General features: G+C 68.4%; 12 protein-coding genes. 5 read left to right on the plus strand and 7 right to left on the minus strand.

The window, feature by feature from the left end; genetic code table 11:
* The first annotated feature begins 1 nt into the window (after position 1).
* From ACWGE0_RS03820 to ACWGE0_RS03835, 4 genes are read left to right on the plus strand one after another with little or no spacing between them, the layout of a single operon-like run.
* Positions 2 to 313 (plus strand): L-rhamnose mutarotase, encoded by a 312-nt coding sequence (locus ACWGE0_RS03820; protein ID WP_452259371.1) that lies wholly within the window; start codon positions 2 to 4, stop codon positions 311 to 313.
* Between the two features lie 16 nt (positions 314 to 329).
* Positions 330 to 1484: an L-rhamnose isomerase gene (rhaI, locus tag ACWGE0_RS03825; protein ID WP_452259372.1), complete on the plus strand. Its 1155-nt coding sequence runs from the start codon at positions 330 to 332 to the stop codon at positions 1482 to 1484.
* 1 nt (position 1485) lies between these two features.
* The gene (locus ACWGE0_RS03830; protein ID WP_452259373.1) at positions 1486 to 3510 is read left to right on the plus strand and encodes a bifunctional aldolase/short-chain dehydrogenase; all 2025 of its coding nucleotides are present in this window, start codon (positions 1486 to 1488) and stop codon (positions 3508 to 3510) included.
* Positions 3507 to 4823 (plus strand): rhamnulokinase, encoded by a 1317-nt coding sequence (locus ACWGE0_RS03835; protein WP_452259374.1) that lies wholly within the window; start codon positions 3507 to 3509, stop codon positions 4821 to 4823. The genes ACWGE0_RS03830 and ACWGE0_RS03835 overlap by 4 nt, the downstream gene beginning before the upstream one ends.
* On the opposite strand, the gene ACWGE0_RS03840 is transcribed toward ACWGE0_RS03835, so the two are convergent.
* Positions 4801 to 5712: a DUF4082 domain-containing protein gene (locus ACWGE0_RS03840; protein WP_452259375.1), complete on the minus strand. Its 912-nt coding sequence runs from the start codon at positions 5710 to 5712 to the stop codon at positions 4801 to 4803. The genes ACWGE0_RS03835 and ACWGE0_RS03840 overlap by 23 nt on opposite strands.
* Before the next feature lie 130 nt (positions 5713 to 5842).
* On the minus strand, positions 5843 to 6274 hold the full coding sequence (locus tag ACWGE0_RS03845; protein WP_452259376.1) for a hypothetical protein: 432 nt from the start codon (positions 6272 to 6274) through the stop codon (positions 5843 to 5845).
* A gap of 164 nt (positions 6275 to 6438) precedes the next feature.
* On the opposite strand from ACWGE0_RS03845, the gene ACWGE0_RS03850 reads away from it, so the two are divergent.
* Positions 6439 to 7662 (plus strand): GDSL-type esterase/lipase family protein, encoded by a 1224-nt coding sequence (locus tag ACWGE0_RS03850; RefSeq protein ID WP_452259377.1) that lies wholly within the window; start codon positions 6439 to 6441, stop codon positions 7660 to 7662.
* Here the strand turns inward: ACWGE0_RS03850 and ACWGE0_RS03855 are convergent.
* The 5 genes from ACWGE0_RS03855 to ACWGE0_RS03875 all read right to left on the minus strand — a co-directional run bounded on the left by ACWGE0_RS03855 (position 7646) and on the right by ACWGE0_RS03875 (position 17842).
* Entirely contained in the window at positions 7646 to 10720 is a 3075-nt protein-coding gene (locus tag ACWGE0_RS03855) for a family 78 glycoside hydrolase catalytic domain (protein WP_452259378.1), read from the minus strand. The genes ACWGE0_RS03850 and ACWGE0_RS03855 overlap by 17 nt on opposite strands.
* Positions 10721 to 10859: 139 nt before the next feature.
* Positions 10860 to 13097, minus strand: a complete 2238-nt coding sequence (locus ACWGE0_RS03860) for a cellulase family glycosylhydrolase (RefSeq protein WP_452259379.1) — start codon at positions 13095 to 13097, stop codon at positions 10860 to 10862.
* A 200-nt stretch (positions 13098 to 13297) separates the two neighbouring features.
* Positions 13298 to 13498 carry a hypothetical protein gene (locus ACWGE0_RS03865; RefSeq protein ID WP_452259380.1) on the minus strand — a complete coding sequence of 67 codons (201 nt, stop codon included), beginning with the start codon at positions 13496 to 13498 and terminating at the stop codon, positions 13298 to 13300.
* Positions 13495 to 16203 carry an immunoglobulin-like domain-containing protein gene (locus ACWGE0_RS03870; RefSeq protein ID WP_452259381.1) on the minus strand — a complete coding sequence of 903 codons (2709 nt, stop codon included), beginning with the start codon at positions 16201 to 16203 and terminating at the stop codon, positions 13495 to 13497. The genes ACWGE0_RS03865 and ACWGE0_RS03870 overlap by 4 nt, the downstream gene beginning before the upstream one ends.
* 385 nt (positions 16204 to 16588) lie before the next feature.
* Positions 16589 to 17842, minus strand: a complete 1254-nt coding sequence (locus tag ACWGE0_RS03875) for an ABC transporter substrate-binding protein (protein ID WP_452259382.1) — start codon at positions 17840 to 17842, stop codon at positions 16589 to 16591.
* Positions 17843 to 17869: the final 27 nt, after the last annotated feature.

The raw sequence follows: 17869 nt of genomic DNA on the forward strand, positions 1-17869 counted from the left end.
CATGCGCGTCTGCTTCACCCTGCGGGTCCGCGCCGATCGTCTTGACGACTATCGGGCGCGGCACCGCGAGGTGTGGCCGGAGATGCGGGCAGCCCTCACCGAGGCGGGTTGGCACAACTACTCACTCTTCCTCGCCGAGGACGGCCTGCTCGTCGGCTACCTGGAGTGCGACGACTTCGACGCGGCGCTCGCGGAGATGGCGCGCACCGAGGTGAACGCGCGCTGGCAGACCGAGATGGCCGAGTTCTTCGTCGGCGACGGCAACGCCGACGAACGGATGCGGCCCCTCGACGAGGTCTTCCACCTCGATTGAGTTTTGGGGAGAACACATGAGCGTGAAGGACGCGTTGCGCGAGCAGCGGATCGAGACGCCGTCGTGGGCGTACGCGAACTCCGGCACCCGGTTCAAGGTGTTCGCGCAGCAGGGAGTTCCGCGCACGCCGTACGAGAAGATCGACGACGCGGCGGTGGTGCACCGGCTCACCGGCGTCGCGCCGACCGTCGCGTTGCACATCCCGTGGGACAAGGTCGACGACTACGGCAAGCTGGCCTCGCACGCGCGCGATCGCGGGGTCGCGCTCGGTGCCATCAACTCCAACGTCTTCCAGGACGACGACTACAAGCTCGGCAGCGTGTGCCACCCGGATCCGGCGGTGCGGCGCAAGGCGATCCGGCACCTGCTCGAGTGCGTCGACATCATGGACCAGACGGGGTCGCGGGACCTCAAGCTGTGGTTCTCCGACGGCACCAACTACCCCGGTCAGGACAACATCCGGGCCCGCCAGGACCGGCTTTCCGCGGCGCTGCACGAGGTTTACGCACGGCTTGGTGCCGACCAGCGGATGTTGCTGGAGTACAAGCTCTTCGAGCCCGCCTTCTACACGACCGACGTGCCGGACTGGGGCACCGCGTACGCGCATTGCATGCAGCTCGGCGACAAGGCGCAGGTCGTGATCGACACCGGGCACCACGCGCCGGGCACGAACATCGAGTTCATCGTGTCGTTCCTGTTGCGTGCAGGGAAGCTCGGCGCGTTCGACTTCAACTCGCGCTTCTACGCCGACGACGACCTGATGGTCGGCGCGGCGGACCCGTTCCAGCTGTTCCGGATCATGCACGAGATCGTGCTCGCCGACGCGCTGAAGCCGGCGGCGGGCATCGCGTTCATGCTCGACCAGTGCCACAACCTCGAGGCCAAGATCCCCGCGATCATCCGCTCGGTGCTCAACGTCCAGGAGGCCACGGCGAAAGCCCTGCTGGTCGACGTCGCGGAGTTGTCCGCGGCACAGCAGTCCGGTGACGTGCTCGCCGCGAACGGCGCGTTGATGGACGCCTACAACACCGATGTGCGGCCGCTTCTGCGCGAACTGCGGGAGGAGATGGGCCTCGATCCCGACCCGATGGCCGCGTACCGGCGGTCCGGGTACGCCGAGCAGATCGTCCGTGAACGAGTCGGTGGCGAGGCCGCCGGATGGGGTGCGTGACATGAACCAGGTGGAAGCTCTCCTCCACCGTTCCAACCGGCTGGGGGCCGACCCGCGCAACACCAACTACGCGGGCGGCAACACCTCGGCCAAGGGTGAGGAGCTCGACCCGGTGACCGGGCGACCGGTGGAACTGATGTGGGTCAAGGGATCCGGCGGTGACCTGGGCACGCTGACCGCGCCAGGGCTCGCCGTGCTGCGGCTCGACCGGCTGCGTGCGCTGACCGACGTGTATCCGGGGGTGGAGCGCGAGGACGAGATGGTCGGCGCCTTCGACTTCTGCCTGCACGGCAAGGGAGGCGCGGCGCCGTCGATCGACACGGCCATGCACGGCCTGGTCGACGCGGCGCACGTCGATCACCTGCATCCGGACGCGGGCATCGCGTTCGCCACGGCGGCGGACGGCGAGGCGCTGGTCAAGGCGTGCTTCGGCGAGCGCGTGGTGTGGGTGCCGTGGCGGCGGCCGGGTTTTCAGCTGGGCCTGGACATCGCGGCGGTCAAGCGGGACAACCCGCAGGCCGTCGGCGTGATCCTGGGCGGGCACGGCATCACCGCGTGGGGTGCGACGAGCGAGGAGTGCGAGGCGCACTCGCGGGAGATCATCGAGACCGCGCAGCGCTACCTCGACGAGCACGGCCGCGCCGAGCCGTTCGGACCGGTGGTCCACGAAGCGTTGCCGGAGGCCGAACGCCGCGTGCGGGCCGCCGAGCTCGCACCGGTGATCCGTGGCCTGGCCTCGACGGACAGCCCGCAGGTCGGCCATTTCACCGACACCGATGTGGTGCTCGACTTCCTGGCCCGTGAACGGCATCCCGAACTGGCCGCGCTCGGCACGTCGTGCCCCGACCACTTCCTGCGCACCAAGGTCCGGCCGCTGGTGCTCGATCTGCCGCCGACCGCGCCGTTGCAGGACGTGATCACACGGCTGGAGCAGCTGCACGACGCCTACCGTGACGACTACCGGGCGTACTACGAGCGGCACGCCGAGCCGGACAGCCCGGCGATGCGCGGCGCCGACCCGGCGATCGTGCTGGTGCCGGGTGTGGGGATGTTCAGCTTCGGCAAGAACAAGCAGACCGCACGCGTCGCCGGCGAGTTCTACGTGAACGCGATCAACGTGATGCGCGGTGCCGAGTCGATCTCCCGGTACGCGCCGATCGAGGAACGCGAGAAGTTCCGCATCGAGTACTGGGCGCTCGAAGAGGCCAAGCTGCAACGAATGCCGAAGCCCAAGCCGCTCGCCACCCGCGTCGCGCTCGTGACGGGCGGCGGATCGGGCATCGGCAAGGCCGTCGCCGAACGGCTGGCCGCCGAGGGCGCGTGCGTTGTGGTGGCCGACCGCAACGGTGACGCGGCACGTGAGGTCGCCGAGCGAATCGGTTCGACGGACGTGGCGGTGCCGGTCACCGTCGACGTCACCGACGCCGCGGCCGTCGTCGAAGCGTTCCGGGAGGCCGCGCTCGCGTTCGGCGGCGTGGACCTGGTGGTCAACAACGCCGGTCTGTCGATCTCCAAGCCGCTCGAGGAGACCACCGAGGCCGACTGGGACCTCCAGCACGACGTGATGGCCAAGGGGTCGTTCCTGGTGTCACAGCAGGCCGCGAAGGTCATGCGCGCGCAGGCGATGGGCGGTGACATCGTCTACATCTCCAGCAAGAACGCGGTGTTCGCGGGCCCGAACAACGTTGCGTACGGCGCCGCCAAGGCCGACCAGGCGCACCAGGTGCGGTTGCTGGCCGCGGAACTCGGCGAGGACGGCATCCGCGTCAACGGCATCAACCCGGACGGCGTGGTGCGCGGCTCCGGCATCTTCGCCGGCGGCTGGGGTGCCCAGCGCGCGGCCGTGTACGGCGTGCCGGAGGACGAGCTCGGCGCGTTCTACGCCCAGCGCACCCTGCTCAAGCGCGAGGTGCTGCCCGACCACGTGGCCGCGGCGGTGTTCGTGCTGACAGCGGGCGATCTGTCCCTCACCACGGGCCTGCACGTGCCGGTCGACGCCGGTGTCGCAGCGGCGTTCCTGCGATGAAGACGGTCGCCGCGGTCGACCTCGGCGCGTCCAGCGGCCGCGTGGTGCGAGGGGTCGTCGACGACGGCGCCGTGCACATCGAGGAGGTGCACCGGTTCCCGAACGGGCCGGTGCACCTGCGCGGCACCCTGCACTGGGACGTGCCGGGCCTCTACCGCGAAGTCCTCACCGGCCTGAAGCTCGCCGGTGAGCTCGACAGCATCGGCATCGACAGCTGGGCCGTCGACTACGGCCTGCTCGACGCCGGCGGCACACTGCTCGGCAACCCCGTGCACTACCGCGACTCCCGCACCGAGGGCATCACACCCCGGGACGGGCTGTACGAGATCAACGGGCTGCAGTTCCAGCCGTTCAACACCATGTTCCAGCTGATGGCGGAACCACTGCTGCACCAGGCCTCGCAGCTCCTGTTGATCCCCGATCTGCTCTCCTACTGGCTGACCGGGGAACGTGGTGCCGAATACACCAACGCCACCACGACCGGCCTGATCGACGTCCGAACAGGACAGTGGTCGCCGGAGCTGACCCGCGACCTCCCACCTGGCCTGCTGCCCCGCCTGCGCCACCCAGGCGACGCCGCGGGCACCTACAACGGCGTCCCGGTCATCGCGGTCGGCTCGCACGACACCGCGTCCGCCGTCGTCGCCGTGCCCGCCGAGACCGACCGTTTCGCCTACATCTCGTGCGGCACCTGGTCGTTGGTCGGCGTCGAACTCTCCGAACCCGTGCTGAGTCCGGAGAGCAAGGCCGCCAACTTCACCAACGAGGGCGGCGTGGACGGCACGATCCGCTACCTCCGCAACGTGATGGGTCTGTGGCTGCTGCAGGAATGCCTGCGCTGCTGGGACGCCGAACTGGAACCATTGCTGCACGAGGCGGGGCAGGCGGCGGGCTCGGTGTTCGACCCGAACGACCCGGTGTTCCTGCCGCCCGGCGACATGCCCGCCCGGATCCAGCAGGCCTGTGGGAGAACCATGACCAGGCCCGAGATCGTCCGTTCCATTTTGGACAGTCTCGCACTCGCCCACCGCGATGCCATCAACGACGCACAACGGTTGTCCGGCAAAGAGGTCGAGGTCGTGCACATCGTCGGCGGCGGCTCGCACAACGAGTTGTTGTGCCAGCTCACCGCCGACGCGTGCGGCCTGCCGGTGGTCGCGGGACCCGCCGAGGCGACCGCACTGGGCAACGTCCTGGTGCAGGCACGTGCCGTGGGCGCGGCTCACGGCACGCTCGCCGACCTCAGGAAGCTGGTGCGAGAGTCACAGCCCCTACGGCGCTACCTGCCGGTCAGGACAGGAACTCCGGGGTGACCCAGTAGTGGCTGTCGTTCCAGGTCTGGGTGGGGAATCCGTCGTCGTAGCTGTAGACCCCCGCGTGCGCGGGCAGCACGAACGGCGCTTGGACCACCGCCCCCGGGAACATGTTCTCGCTCGTGCGGTAGAGCCCGCGCCACGAGGTGAACGAGGCGACGTACTCCTCGCCCGGCACGACCGGCACAGGTGTGGCGAACGGTTCGGCGTACGCACTGGAGACCTGCAGGTCGGCCAGCACCGTCCCGTCGGCACGCCACAACCGCACCCTGCTGGCCTGGTTGAGGTTCCACGACGTGACGATCCTGGTCACCGAGCCCGGCCGATCGACCCGGAACCGCAGCCCCAGCTCCACCGACCGCCCCTCGGCCGCATCCTGCATGGGGTTGTACGAGTAGAAGGTGCACAGGTAACAACCGCCTCGTGCAGGTGCGGGCACGCCGACGTACAACGTCCTGGGCGCCGAAACCTGGCCGTACACGGTGTCGGTGTCGACCCGGCTGACGATCGTGTAGACCCCGGGCTCCTCCGGGGTGAACACGTACGCCCACAGCGCCTGCATGATGCCGGTTTCCCCGCCCAACGGGATGGTCGCGGTCCGGTACCCCGCGTTCCAGGTGTTCCCGCCGTCCACCGACACCTGGAAGTCCTGCAGCGTGTCCTCCCGCGTCCCGTCGTAGCCACCGCCGGAGATGACCACGGACTCGCCGGCCTCGACCTGCCCGCCGTTCGACGGCGTGTAGATGTGGGACTGCGGGAGCTGGGCCGCCGCGTGAGCCGTGCCGGACACCAGCAACTCAGGCAACAGCAATCCGGACAACAACAACAGAGCTGACACGGCGACCACCAGCACCTTGCGCCACACCGAGATCATGACCTGCCCGGACATGTGTTCTCCCTCGCGATCGCTTCTCGTGCAGGGCGATTCCCCTGAGAGTGATCGCGCCAGGTGAGCGACTCGCTACACAGTGCGGCGACCAGCGCAGCGACGGCCGGGCAGACGGACCACCGCGATCCCCCTACGCGTAGGGGTTGCGCCCGGAAAGCCCGCCCACCTTGCACGGGCCGTTGAACGCGTCACGGCACACGACAACGCCCATGTAGGTGATCGAGTCACCACTGATCGACCACGTCAGGTTGTTGTACGTGGAGTAGTCCTCCTTGTCGCAGCCGGAGTGGTCGTACCGGCGCGTCGGCGTCGTGTCGGGGTGCAGCGACCCGTTGTAGAACAGGAAGTAGGCGTACACCGGCTTGGCGTCACAGCCCCAGTCGGACACGATCAGGTCGATGTTCCCCACCGAGCTGCGCCCGGTCCAGTCGAAGGTGGCCCCGGCGTACCCGTAGTCCTGCCCCGAGTAGATGAACTCCGACGCGGCGGCACCCGCCGAAGGCGTGTTCAGGGAGATGACCGACAGCGCTACGGCGGCAGCGGCGGCGACGCGACTGATCATTCTGCTGATGCTTCTCGAACCCATGACGGCAGTTAACAATGCTCACCCGCGCCCGAAGAAGCTATTGCGTCTCAGTGCAAAGCCTCCCCTGCCGACGGTTTCGAAACCGGATTCGAAACCGTCAGCGATTGCCCGGTCCTCGCCCGCCCTCCTAGGTTAGCGAGATGCGCAGGCGTTCGTTCCTCGGTCTGGCCGCCACCGGAGTGCTCACCCCCGCCGTCGCCCAGGCCCAGCCACGAACCCGCTGGGTCAACGCCTGGACGTCGATGCCACAGCTGACCGAACCCGGCAACATGCCGCCTCCACCCTTCACCCAGGACGGCCTGGTGCTGGCCGACGCCACGCTGCGCCAGACCGTCCGGGTCACGACCGCCGGCCGCCGCATCCGGCTGCGGTTCAGCAACGCGTTCGGCGGCGCGGTGCTGCCGATCACCGCCGTCACCGTCGCACTCCCGAAGGACGGCCGCGCAGGGGTCAGCGCGATCCAGCCGGACACCGTGCAACGGGTGACGTTCAACGGAAAGTCCTCAGTGGACGTTCCGCGCGGCGCCCTGATCGTGTCCGACCAGCTGAACTTCACGCTGAAGCCGGGCACGAACCTCACGGTGACCACCTACCTCGCCCGCGGCCAGGCGTCCACCGAGATCACCTCGCACCCCGGCTCCCGCACCACGTCCCACCTGCTGGCCGGCAACCACACCGAGTCCGCGGACCTGCCGGGCGCGACGCCCACCGACCACTGGTACTTCCTCAGCGGCGTCGAGGTGCAGTCGAGCGCATCGGCCGTGGTGGTGATCGGTGACTCGCTGACCGATGGCCGTGGCAGCACCACCAACGGCAACGACCGCTGGCCCGACCGGCTCTCCGACCGGCTGCGGGGCGGTGTCGCGGTGCTGAACCAGGCCGCCGGCGGCAACCGGGTGCTCGCCGACGGCCTCGGCCCCAGTGTGCTGGCCCGTCTCGACCGCGATCTGCTGGCGCAGAGCGGAGTCCGGTGGCTGATCCTCTTCGAGGGCGTCAACGACATCGGCACCGCCCAATCCACCGAACCCGCCCAGAAGCAGGTCGCCGACGACCTGATCGGCGCCTACCAGCAGATCGTCGAACGGGCCCACGCACACGACATCAAGGTGTTCGGAGCGACGCTGCTCCCGTTCGGCGGCAGCGGATACGACGCCGGCTTTCGCGAAGACGCCCGGCAGACCGTCAACCGATGGATCCGCACCAGCCGCCGGTTCGACGCCGTCCTCGACTTCGACGCCGCCGTCCGCGATCCCGCCAGTCCGCGGCAGCTGTTGCCCGCCGCGGACGTCGGCGATCACCTGCACCTGAACCCGGTCGGCTACCGCATGCTCGCGGATGCCGTGCCGCTCAAGCTGTTCCGTTGAACGTCCACCGCCCGTGCGGCACCGATTTCACTCCCACTCCCGGCACGTGCACCTCCGCGGTCGAGCCCACCGGCACCTCGACGGTCAGCCGCAGCACGCCGTCGACCTTGGCCCACGCCACGGAGATGCGTCCGCGCACGCTTTCGAACTCGAGCCGTGCCCACGAGATCGTGGTGACGGGCTTGACCGTGAACGTCCGGTAACCCGCGTCGCCCGGTACCAGCCCGGCGACGTGCTCGTACAGCCACTGAACGACTGTGCCCTTGAAGTAGTGGTTGCGCGACCGGGTGCCGGTGTCCCACATCTCCCACATGGTGTCGGCGCCGTTGGAGAACCAGTGGCCCCAGCTCGGATACGAACGCTCGGTCGCCATGGCGTGCGCGACGTCGGCGTGTCCGTTGTCGCTCAAAGCTTTCAGCAACACGCTCGCGCCGAGGCAGCCGACGTTGACGTGATTGCCGTTGGCCTTCACCTCGGCGGCCAGCTTGTCCGCGACCGCTTGGACGGACCCCGCGGGCACCATGCCGAACGCCAGCGGGATCGCGTTCGAGGTCTGCCGGTAGTCGGGATCCTTGGCCGTGCGGTAGTAGCCGTCGAGGAACGTCCTGTTGAACGCGGTCAGCAACCCGGCGGCCACTTCGCGATAGCGCGGAATCGGCTTGCCGATCACGTCACCGAGTTCGGCGGTGTGCAGCAGTGCGCGGTAGAGGTACGCGGTCGCGGTGAGCCTGGTGTCCTCTGGCGGGAGGCCACCGGAGCCGGGTGGAAGGAAGTCACCGAGCGCGGTGACGGCGAGTCCGTCGCGCAGCCTGCCGATCTCCCAGTCCAGGTAGCGGGTCAGCACCGGCCAGTGCTGGGCGGGCAGCCGGTCGTCGCCGTAGATCCGGTACATCTCCCGCAGCACGAGCGGGTACACGGTCGTCCACTCCGGCGCGGGTGCGAGCTCGCGGTAACCCCAGCCGCCGCTCGGCACGATCACCGGCAGCTGGCCGGCCGCGTCCTGGCTGTCCGCGAGGTCGCCGAGCCACTTGGTGAAGAACTTCGCCATGCCGAACTCGGCGAGCATGGACTGAGCGCCGACCTGGGCGTCGCCCGTCCAGCCGTTCTTCTCGTAGGTCGGGGTGTCGGTGGGGATGCCGTGCAGGTTGTTGACGACGGTCCGGCGCATCGCGGCGTCGTACTGCTCGAACAACGGCTCCGAGCAGCGGAACGTGCTCACTTGCGGTACGTCCGAGTGCACGACGCGACCGACCAGCTTCTTGGGTGCCGAGGCAAGTCCGGTCACCTCGACGTAGCGGAAGCCCTTGTAGGAGAACTTCGGCTCCCACGTCTCCTCGCCGCCCGCGCAGACGTACTCGTCGAGCTGGACGCGGCTGCCGGTCACCAGGCCGTTCTCCGCGTGCACCGTGCCGTCGGCGTTCAGCGTCTCACCGTGCTTGAGCCGCACCACCGTGCCCGCCGGTGCTTTCACCGTGAGCTGCGTCCAGCCGGACATCGTGCGCCGCATGTCGGCCACGAACACGCCGGGTTTCGGTGAGCTGACCACGGGAGTGACGGACTCGACCACGCGGATCGGTTCGTGCTCCTGGGCTTTCAGCGTGCCCTTGGGAGCCGGCCGGGCCGGCGTGGACTGCCACTTCGAGTCGTCGAAGCCCGGTTTGGTCCAGTCGCGTGGTGCGAGCCGGGCGTCGTAGGTTTCGCCGGTGTAGAGCGAGTTCGACACCGTGGGGCCGTCGGTCAGCCGCCACGACTCGTCCGACGTGATGGTGGTGCGGGTACCGTCCGGATGGTCGATCTCCAGCTGTGCCAGCAGTTTCGGCTCGTCGTGCCACGGCGGCCGCTCCCAGCGCCACGCGTTCGGCGTCTTCATGCCGTAGAAACCGCGGCCCAGCGTCACACCGATCGCGTTGCGGCCGGCGCGGACCAGGCCGGTGATGTCGTGTGTCGCGTACAGCACGGTGTTGTCGTAGTCGGTGAAGCCGGGATCGAGCACCCGGTCGCCGACCCGGCGGCCGTTGATCTCCGTCTCGTAGTAGGCCAGCCCACTCACGTACAACCGGGCCTTCGCGACCGGTTTGCCGAGCGTGAACTCCTTGCGCAGCAGCGGCGCGGGCTGCTCCCGGACCGTGACGTTCGAACCCCACGGACCTTGGCCGTACGGGTCGAGCACGGTCGCGGCGGCCCACGACGAGTCGTCGAAATCCGGAGTCCGCCAGCCGGGTTGCTCGGTCTCGGCCACCTTCCAGCCAGGTCCGGTGACGAGTTCGCGCTGACCGTCGGCGAGTTCGACGACCAGGCGCAGCAGAAGTCCAGCCGGGCCGACTGATCGGTTCGTGGCGCGCACGGCCAGCACGGTTCGCCTGCCCACCAGGCGGGTCACGTCGGCGCGTTGCCCGACCTTCCACACGTCGACCTGCTCCGGCACGTGCAGTGCCTCGGTTCCGTTGACGTACAACGTGAAGTCGTCGTCCGCGGTCGCGACGAGCCGAGCCCTGACCGCGTCCGCCGGCAGGTCCAGCGAGGTGCGGAACCAGCGACTCGCCGCCGGAGTCGTGGCCGACCAGATCCACGACGCGCCGGAGAAGCTGATCGAGGTGTCCGGTGCGCCGATCCACTTCGCCTGCCAGGGCGTGCCCAGCAGCGCGGTCTCCCACCAGCTGTTCGTGCTCCACCCCGACGGCCGGCCCGCGCCGTCCCACACCCGGACACGCCAGTGGTACCGCGTGCGCGGCTTCAACTCCTTGCCACCGAAAGAAACCCCGGTGGTGCGATCGGAACTCACGCGGCCGGACTGCCACACGTCCGCACGTCCGGGCGCGGTGCCCACCTCGACCTGGTAGGCGGTCTGCCGCGCGCCGGTACCACCCGCCGCGAGCACCCAGCCCAGCCGCGGTGCCGTGACGTCGGTGCCCAGCAGCGTCTCCGCGTACTCGACCGTGGTGCGCACGACGCGCAACCCGCTCCCGCGCCCTTCCGGTTCTGCCTGTGCCACCCCGACCGGGAGCGCCGTCGCGGACAGCCCGACCGCCGATGTCCTGAGGAACTCGCGTCTGCGCACGTCGTCTCCACCTTCGTCGCTGGATGAAACGTTTCAATCGCTACGGCGACGGCCAGAGTGTTATGAGCAGTCGAGAGTGTCAAGGCGTGCAGGAGCAGGCTGTCCGCAATCAGACATCACCGGTTGAATCGTTCAAATGTCAACCGATCGTGCAGGTGCTGCCGTTGAGTGTGAACGAGGCCGGCGCCGGGTTGGTGCCGCTGAACGTGCCGTTGAACCCGATGTTCGTCGACGCGTTCGGTGCCAGTGTGCGGTTCCAGGTCAGGTTCGTGGCGGTGACGTTGCCGCCCGACTGCGCGAACGTGGCACCCCATCCCGGCAGGGTGACCTTCTGGCCGTTCGCGTAGGTGAAGGCCAGGGTCCAGCCGTCGACCACGCTCGTACCGGTGTTGGTGATGGTCACGCCGGCCGTGAAGCCGTTGCCACCGCCCCAGGCCTGGGCCGAGTAGCCGACCTTGCACGTCCCGGTGCCGCCACCCGCGCTGGTCGTCGCCGTCACGATGCCGGAGTTGGCCGACACGTTGCCGGCCGCGTCCTTGGCCCGCACCTGGTACCGGTAGGCCGTCGACGGCGTCAGACCGCTGTCGGTGAAGGTCGCCGAGACTGTCGAACCCACCAGCGCGAACGAACCACTGCCCACCGCGCGGAACACGTCATACCCGGTCACACCGACGTTGTCCGTCGATGCCGCCCAGCTCAACGTGAGACCGGTCGACGTCACCCCGGAGGCGGTCGGAGTGCCCGGAGTGGACGGTGCCTCCGTGTCGCCGCCGCCACCACCACCGAAGATCGTGGCTTCCTTCGACGTCTGCCGGACCCCGTTGGCACCGTTGAGGAACCGCTCGCCCCACGGCGTGAGGCTCGCAGGGTTGAAGTTGGTGGTCATGTCGAGGTACTCGACGCCGCCGCTGTTGCCGCTCCACGACCAGCCGAGGTAGCCGAGGCCGCGAGCCTGGGCCTGCGCCATGATCGTGTCCTCGTCCGGGTTGCCATCGCTGTGGTTGAGCCCGAACTCCCCCACCACCAGCGGCAGGCCGGCGGTCCGGAACGCGTCGAAGTAGGCGTTGATCTCGGCCGCGGTGTCGTAGACGCCGTACATGTGGATGGAGAACACCGTGTTGCGCTGGGGGTCGGAGTTGAACACCGAGGCCGCGTTGTCGCGCATGATGTTGCCCCAGTCCTGACCCCACATCGGCGCGTCGGCCATGATCAGGTGCTGCAACCCGGCGCCGCGCAACCGGTTGATCGCGCCGCTCGTCGCGCTCGCCCAGGTGGCACTGACCGCGGCGTTGTTGCCGAACGGCTCGTTGCCGAGGTTGATGACGACGTAGTTCTCCTGGCCCTTCAACGCGTTGGCCACGCTGATCCAGTACGTCGCGGCCTGGTCCAGGGACGCGGCGGCGCTCTCTTCGCCGTAGCCCGTGGTGTCGTGGACTTCCAGCACGCAGATCATCTTGTTCGTCTTGCACAACGAGATCACGTTGGTGACCTCGGCGGCCAGCGTCGGTCCCCACCGCTGGCCGCTGCCGAGCACGACACGGACCGTGTTGGTGCCGAACGACTTCATGTCCGCGAAGGCTCGGTTCTGGGTCGGGTACCAGACGTAGGCGTGGTTCACGCCGCGCATCACGAACGGCGTGCCGTTGCCCTCGAGAACCCGCGTGCCCTCGACGTGCAGGCCCGCGGTCGGGGTGCTGCCGCCGCCCAGTGCCGCGACCACGGCCGGGTACCAGCGGCTTTCGATCTTCTGGATGCCCGTGGAGCTGTTGGGGTGCACACCGTCGGTGGTGTCCGCGCCGGTGTTGAAGCCGGTCCACTGGTCGACCACGGTGATCGGCGAGGCCGCCGTGCTGTTCGCCTGTGCCCAGCCGGGAATCGCGGCGTTCAGATCGACGACCCGCTGTCCGCACGCGGAGCAGTTGGACGGGTTCATCGGGATGATCTGGGCCACGATCAGCTTGATCGCGGGATTGGCTGCGCGCATCTGACGGAGCATCGCGGTGTAGGCGTTGAGGATCGTCTGCGCCGGGATGTTGCTCCACACGTCGTTGGTGCCCAGGTGCATCAGCACGACGTCGGGGCGTGCTGACGACAGCCAGCCGGGAAGCTGGTTGTCCCGCACGATGTTCGTCGCCAGGATCCCGCCGTGGCCTTCGTTCTCACCGTCGTGAGCGAACCCGCAGCCGCTGGCCGGCAGCGAGCCCACGAAGTCGACGTCGGTGTGCCCGGTGTCTTGCAGGTGCTTCCAGAGCAGGGCCCGCCAGCAACCGGGCGAGCCGGTGATGGAGTCGCCGAGGGCCATGATCCGCGCGGGTGCGGCGGCACTGGCCGGGGCCGGAGCGATGACGGCGCAGGCCGCCAGAAGCAGGCCGGCCATCACCGCCCGAAGAAATCGCCAGGTCAAAACGACCTCCTGAGGATGTCCGACAGGGGGAATCCGGTTTCTGGGAACGCTCCCAGAAACCGGACTGTAACCACCTGGAAATCCGGTCCCACACCGCCGAGTGGCCCACTGCCGCGACCTGTCCGTTGCGGACAAGCCCATGACGTCGGCTTGTCCTGTGGACAACCCGGGACTCAGCCGTAGATCGTGGCCTGCTTCGACGTCTGCCGGACCCCGTTGGCGCCGTTGAGGAACCGCTGTCCCCACGACGTCAGTCGCGACGGGTTGAAGGAGTAGACCATGTCGAGGTACTCGACGCCGCCGCCGTTGCCGCTCCACGACCACCCGATGTACCCGAGACCGCGGACTGGGCCTGCGCCATCGATGCGTTTCACCGTGGGAGCGCGCGGATCTCCTGACCTGCCAGAACTCGGTTCCACACCGTCAACCTGCGCATCTTGCCCTGGAAGTGCGGTGCGGCCGAGTTCATCGCGGCGATGCCCGTGAGTTCATCCGGTTTCATCGCCACCCCTTCCAGCCGCGCGAATTCGACACTGTTGTCGAATAAACGAGCGCTACCATTCGACAACGTGCACGTGATGGTGTGCCAATTTCCGCGCGCTGGCCCCCTCGACGCGTCGCCGACCCACACCTGCGCGGACACCGTGAGGTGATCGAGCCCGGTCATGAGGTTGTCCGGCAGGTCCAGGTGGCCGGCCTTCCCGCCGAAGACGAGCCCGTCCTCCGAGCGGGTGACGTCGCCGCGGATCGTCGCCGCACGGCCGTTTCCGGACTGATCGGCGACGACCGGCCCCGATCCGCCGCTCAGGTCGTAGTCGGCCAGCACGCCCTTCTTGTTGGCACGCGCGGGCGGCGGGCCCTGCCGCAACCGTTCGAGCTCGGCCTTCGACACCGGCAGCACCGTGCCGTGGCGTGGTTTCGCGGGCAGCTGGTAGTCCGCCGGGATCGTCCACTTCGGGTTCGCCAGCGAGTCGGTGACGAACGGGACGTAGCCACGGCGCGGTGTCTCGTCGACGAAGACGTAGAACTTGCTGCCGTCGTTGGACTTGAACGCCGTCGGGCCTTCGACCCAGTCGGTGCCGAGGCCGGTGCGGACGCAGTCGTCGACGAGCTCCCAGTTGCGCGGCCCGGACCCGGGAAGATCCACCGCCCGCAGGTCCTTCGAGCGCTCCAGCACGATGTCCCGCTCGCACGCGCCGATGAGCTTCTCGTCGGTAGTCACGCGGTAGTAGTGCTCGCCGTCCTTGAGCACGGTCGAGTCGATCACGCCCCGCCCTGGGTCGTTCCACACCTGCGGGGTGGTGAACGTGCGGAAGTCGCGGGTGGTCGCGTACATCATCCGCGGGTAGGTGGAGCCGGTGTGGTCCTCGTCGCTCGGCAAGTACACATTGGACGCCCAGTAGACGACGTAGGCACCGATCAACGGGTCGTACGTCGCTTCAGGCGCCCACGTCATGCCGGCCGTGGCCTCGGACACCAGGACGTGCCGCTGGTCCGACCACGTGACGAGATCGGTCGACTCCCAGATCTCCAGGTACCTGCTGCCGTGCCGCATCGCCGCGTCCCAGCCGCGGCCGTCGTTGATCTGCAGGTCGGTCGCGACGAGGAAGAACCTGTCGCCCTCGGGACTGCGGATGACGAACGGGTCGCGCACGCCGGTCTCGCCGTGCTTCGACCTCAGCACCGGACGGCCGCCGTTGAGCTCGTCCCAGTGCAACGGGTCGTTGCCCCTGCTGACCGCGAAGTGCACCTGCTCGGTGTCCTGAGTGGACTCGCCGGTGAAGTAGGCGAACACGTACCCCTCCATCGCCGCCTTCTTCGGCAGCGGGAGGACGGTGAGCGTGAAGTAGCGGGTGTTGCTGGTGTAACCCTTCGTGGCCCGCACCGAGAGACGAGCGGTTCGCGGCCTTGATCCGTACGGCGGCCGGGTCACCTCGCCGGTGGCGGTCACGACGCGGGGATCGCTGCTCTGCCAGGTGAACGCGACGTCACGGGCGCCCTTGACCGGCAGCGCGATGTTGCCCCGGATCGCGTCCTCGTCGTGGATCACGACGTCCTTCAACGCGTTGTCTACCTTCTGCCGGTCCGTGATGTCCTCCAGCACGGTCACCGTGAAGTCGCGTGACGCCGTGTATCCCGCGTAAGTGGCGGTCGCCGTCAACGTGACCGACGTGTTGCCCGCACGGGGCGCCGGCCGGGTGACCGCCCCGGTCGCCGAGACCACCGAAGGCTTGCTCGACTCCCAGGAGATCGCCGAGCCACCGGGGGTCGACACCGGCAGTGTGAGATCGTCGGTCACGGCCGACGTGTCGCCCAGGTCGAGCGCCGCGACGTCGGCCGCGGGCCTGGCCGACGCCGTCGTCTTCCCGAGCTCACGCGCTTCGCCCGCGCTCAACGTACGGCCGTAGAGCCGGAAGTCGCGAACCCTGCCCTTGAGGTACCGGTCGGACGGGTAGACCGAGCGGCCCAGGTAGTTGGCCGTGGTGATGCCGTCTCCGATGGCACCCGGAGTGGTGGTCACGCCGGTCTTCCTGGCGATCGCGACGCCGTCCTCGTAGAGCACCGCGGTACCGCCGCCGAGCGTGTAGGTGATCGTGCGCCAGCCTCCCCGCGCGAGGTTCCGTCCACTGTCGACGGTCTGCTCGGTCGACCAGTTCCCGGTCGCGATCGACGCGCGGAACCGGTCGCCCGTCGCGAAGAGGTAGCCGCTGCCGGTGTTGCCCAGGCCCCAGATGAAGTACGGGACGGACTGGTCGGCGGCGAGGTCGACCTGAACCGAGACGGTGACGTCGGTCAGTCCGCGGATCACGTTGTCGGGCAGGCGCACGTGGCCGTTCGCACCACCGAGGCGCAGGCCTTCCGCGCCCAGCCACGTCGTGTCACCGCTGAGCGTGCCGTCGCGGCCGAATCCCGAGGTGTCGGTCACCGTGGTGCCGGAGGTCTGGCCGAGGTCGTAGTGCACCACGAGGCCGTCGTCGAGCGTTGCCGCCGAACTGGTCGTGACGGAGATCCCGAGGCCTGCCGCGGTCAGGGCGACGGCCAGGAGCGCCGAGGTGAAAGTGAGATGACGAAAGGACATGCGGACCTTTCCCGACGGGCGCGCGACGGCGCCCAGTGCAGGGGTGGAAAGGGAACACGCGGACAGTCCCTGAAGTGAGCGTCAACTTAGCTGGCACTCGATAGATCGTCAATGAACCTGGAGGGCAAAGCCGTTTCTGCTGGTCGGCGTGTGCAAGTACCACCAACTCATGATCGAACCGCCGCTACCCACACCCAACTCGGCAGCGACGCCTGGCTCGATCGGCGCCGCCGCAGGACGGGACACTGCCAGTTGGTAGCAGGAAAGTGCCTGTTGATGTTGAGTTGGTAGTACTTGCACACGCCATCGATGCAGGGCCGACGGCCGGCGGCCGACTTTGCCGAGGCGCTGGAGGGCGGGGCGGGTGACCTCGCCCTCCGAACGGTCATTTGCCGAGGTTCTCCAGAGAACGCTGGGCGGCGGCGAGGCCGTCCTTCGGGGTGACGACGCCGTCGCAGATCTCACCGATGATCGTCCCGAACGCCTTCTGCATGTTGCCCCACTCGGGCGTCATCGGTGGCGTGAAGGCGAACTCGGCGGACTGCTTGAACGCGGACATGTTGACGTCCGAGATCGCCCACGCCGGCCTCAGGAAGTCGTCGCTGTCCTGCACCTCGCGGTTGGCGGGAGCGTCCTGGCCGTTGGTGGCGATCGGCTTCTGCCCCTCCGCGCCGGTCAGGAAGTCGAGCACCTTGAACGCGAGCTCCGGCCGCTTGCTGGACTTCGTGATCGCGAGCCCGCTCTGGAACGAGATCGTCGCCTGCTTGGTGTTCTTGAACAGCGGCGAGATGCCCCATCGGATCTGCGGGGTCTCCTTGAGCGAGGCGATGTTCCAGAAGCCGGTCATGATCATGGCCGCGTTGCCCTGGGCGAAGAGCTGGTCGGGGCTCGAGATCTTCAGCGCCTCGTAGTCCTTCTTGGACGGCGCGACGTGGTGCTTGTGCACGAGGTCGGCGTAGAACTGCATCGCCTTGGCGTTCTCCGGCGAGTTGATCACCGGTTTGCCCGCGTCGTCGAGGATCCGGCCGCCGTTCTGCAGCATGAACGCCATCCACCACGGCCACCAGTCGCCCGCGGCGAAGCCGTACCGCATGGTCCTGTCCCCGTCCCGGACCGTCAGCTTCTGCGCGGCGGCCAGGAAGTCCGGCCACTTCCAGTCGGCGGTCGGGTAGGCGACGCCGTCCTTGTCGAAGAGATCTTTGTTGTAGTACAGCACCATCGGCCCGTTGCGGTCCGGCAGCGCCCACGTCTTGCCCTCGCGGTCGTAGGAGTGCGCCGCCCGTTCACCGAACCTGGCGACGAGGTCGACCTTCTCCGACTCGATCAGGGTGTTCAGCGGCAGCAGCTGGTTCTTGCTGCTGTAGCTGTGCACCGACTCCGCGACCTGGATGATGTCGGGCGGGTTGCCCTCCGAGATCATCGACTGGATCTTCGCGCCGTAGTCGCCGTTGTTGGGGACGTGCAACAACTTGACCTTCACGCCGTCGACCCGCTCGCCGGCGAGGTCCACGCGCTGCTGATACGTCCTGGCGTCCTGGTCGCTGCCCCACACCGCCACGGTGATCTCGGGTTCCGGCGCCGGTGGTGGAGTGCCGGCCGCACACGCGGACGCGACCAGGCACACCACGACCGCGGACATGGCTCTGAAAGGGCTGCGTTGCCCCAT

The sequence above is a fragment of the Lentzea sp. NPDC054927 genome (assembly GCF_053610285.1).

Coding starts and splice junctions, on each gene's coding strand:
- ACWGE0_RS03850 (WP_452259377.1), top strand. CDS start 6,439: ATGCGCAGGCGTTCGTTCCTCGGTCTGGCCGCCACCGGAGTGCTCACC.
- ACWGE0_RS03835 (WP_452259374.1), top strand. CDS start 3,507: ATGAAGACGGTCGCCGCGGTCGACCTCGGCGCGTCCAGCGGCCGCGTG.
- ACWGE0_RS03830 (WP_452259373.1), top strand. CDS start 1,486: ATGAACCAGGTGGAAGCTCTCCTCCACCGTTCCAACCGGCTGGGGGCC.
- ACWGE0_RS03820 (WP_452259371.1), top strand. CDS start 2: ATGCGCGTCTGCTTCACCCTGCGGGTCCGCGCCGATCGTCTTGACGAC.
- ACWGE0_RS03840 (WP_452259375.1), bottom strand. CDS start 5,712: ATGTCCGGGCAGGTCATGATCTCGGTGTGGCGCAAGGTGCTGGTGGTC.
- rhaI (WP_452259372.1), top strand. CDS start 330: ATGAGCGTGAAGGACGCGTTGCGCGAGCAGCGGATCGAGACGCCGTCG.
- ACWGE0_RS03845 (WP_452259376.1), bottom strand. CDS start 6,274: ATGATCAGTCGCGTCGCCGCCGCTGCCGCCGTAGCGCTGTCGGTCATC.
- ACWGE0_RS03860 (WP_452259379.1), bottom strand. CDS start 13,097: ATGGCCGGCCTGCTTCTGGCGGCCTGCGCCGTCATCGCTCCGGCCCCG.
- ACWGE0_RS03870 (WP_452259381.1), bottom strand. CDS start 16,203: ATGTCCTTTCGTCATCTCACTTTCACCTCGGCGCTCCTGGCCGTCGCC.
- ACWGE0_RS03875 (WP_452259382.1), bottom strand. CDS start 17,842: ATGTCCGCGGTCGTGGTGTGCCTGGTCGCGTCCGCGTGTGCGGCCGGC.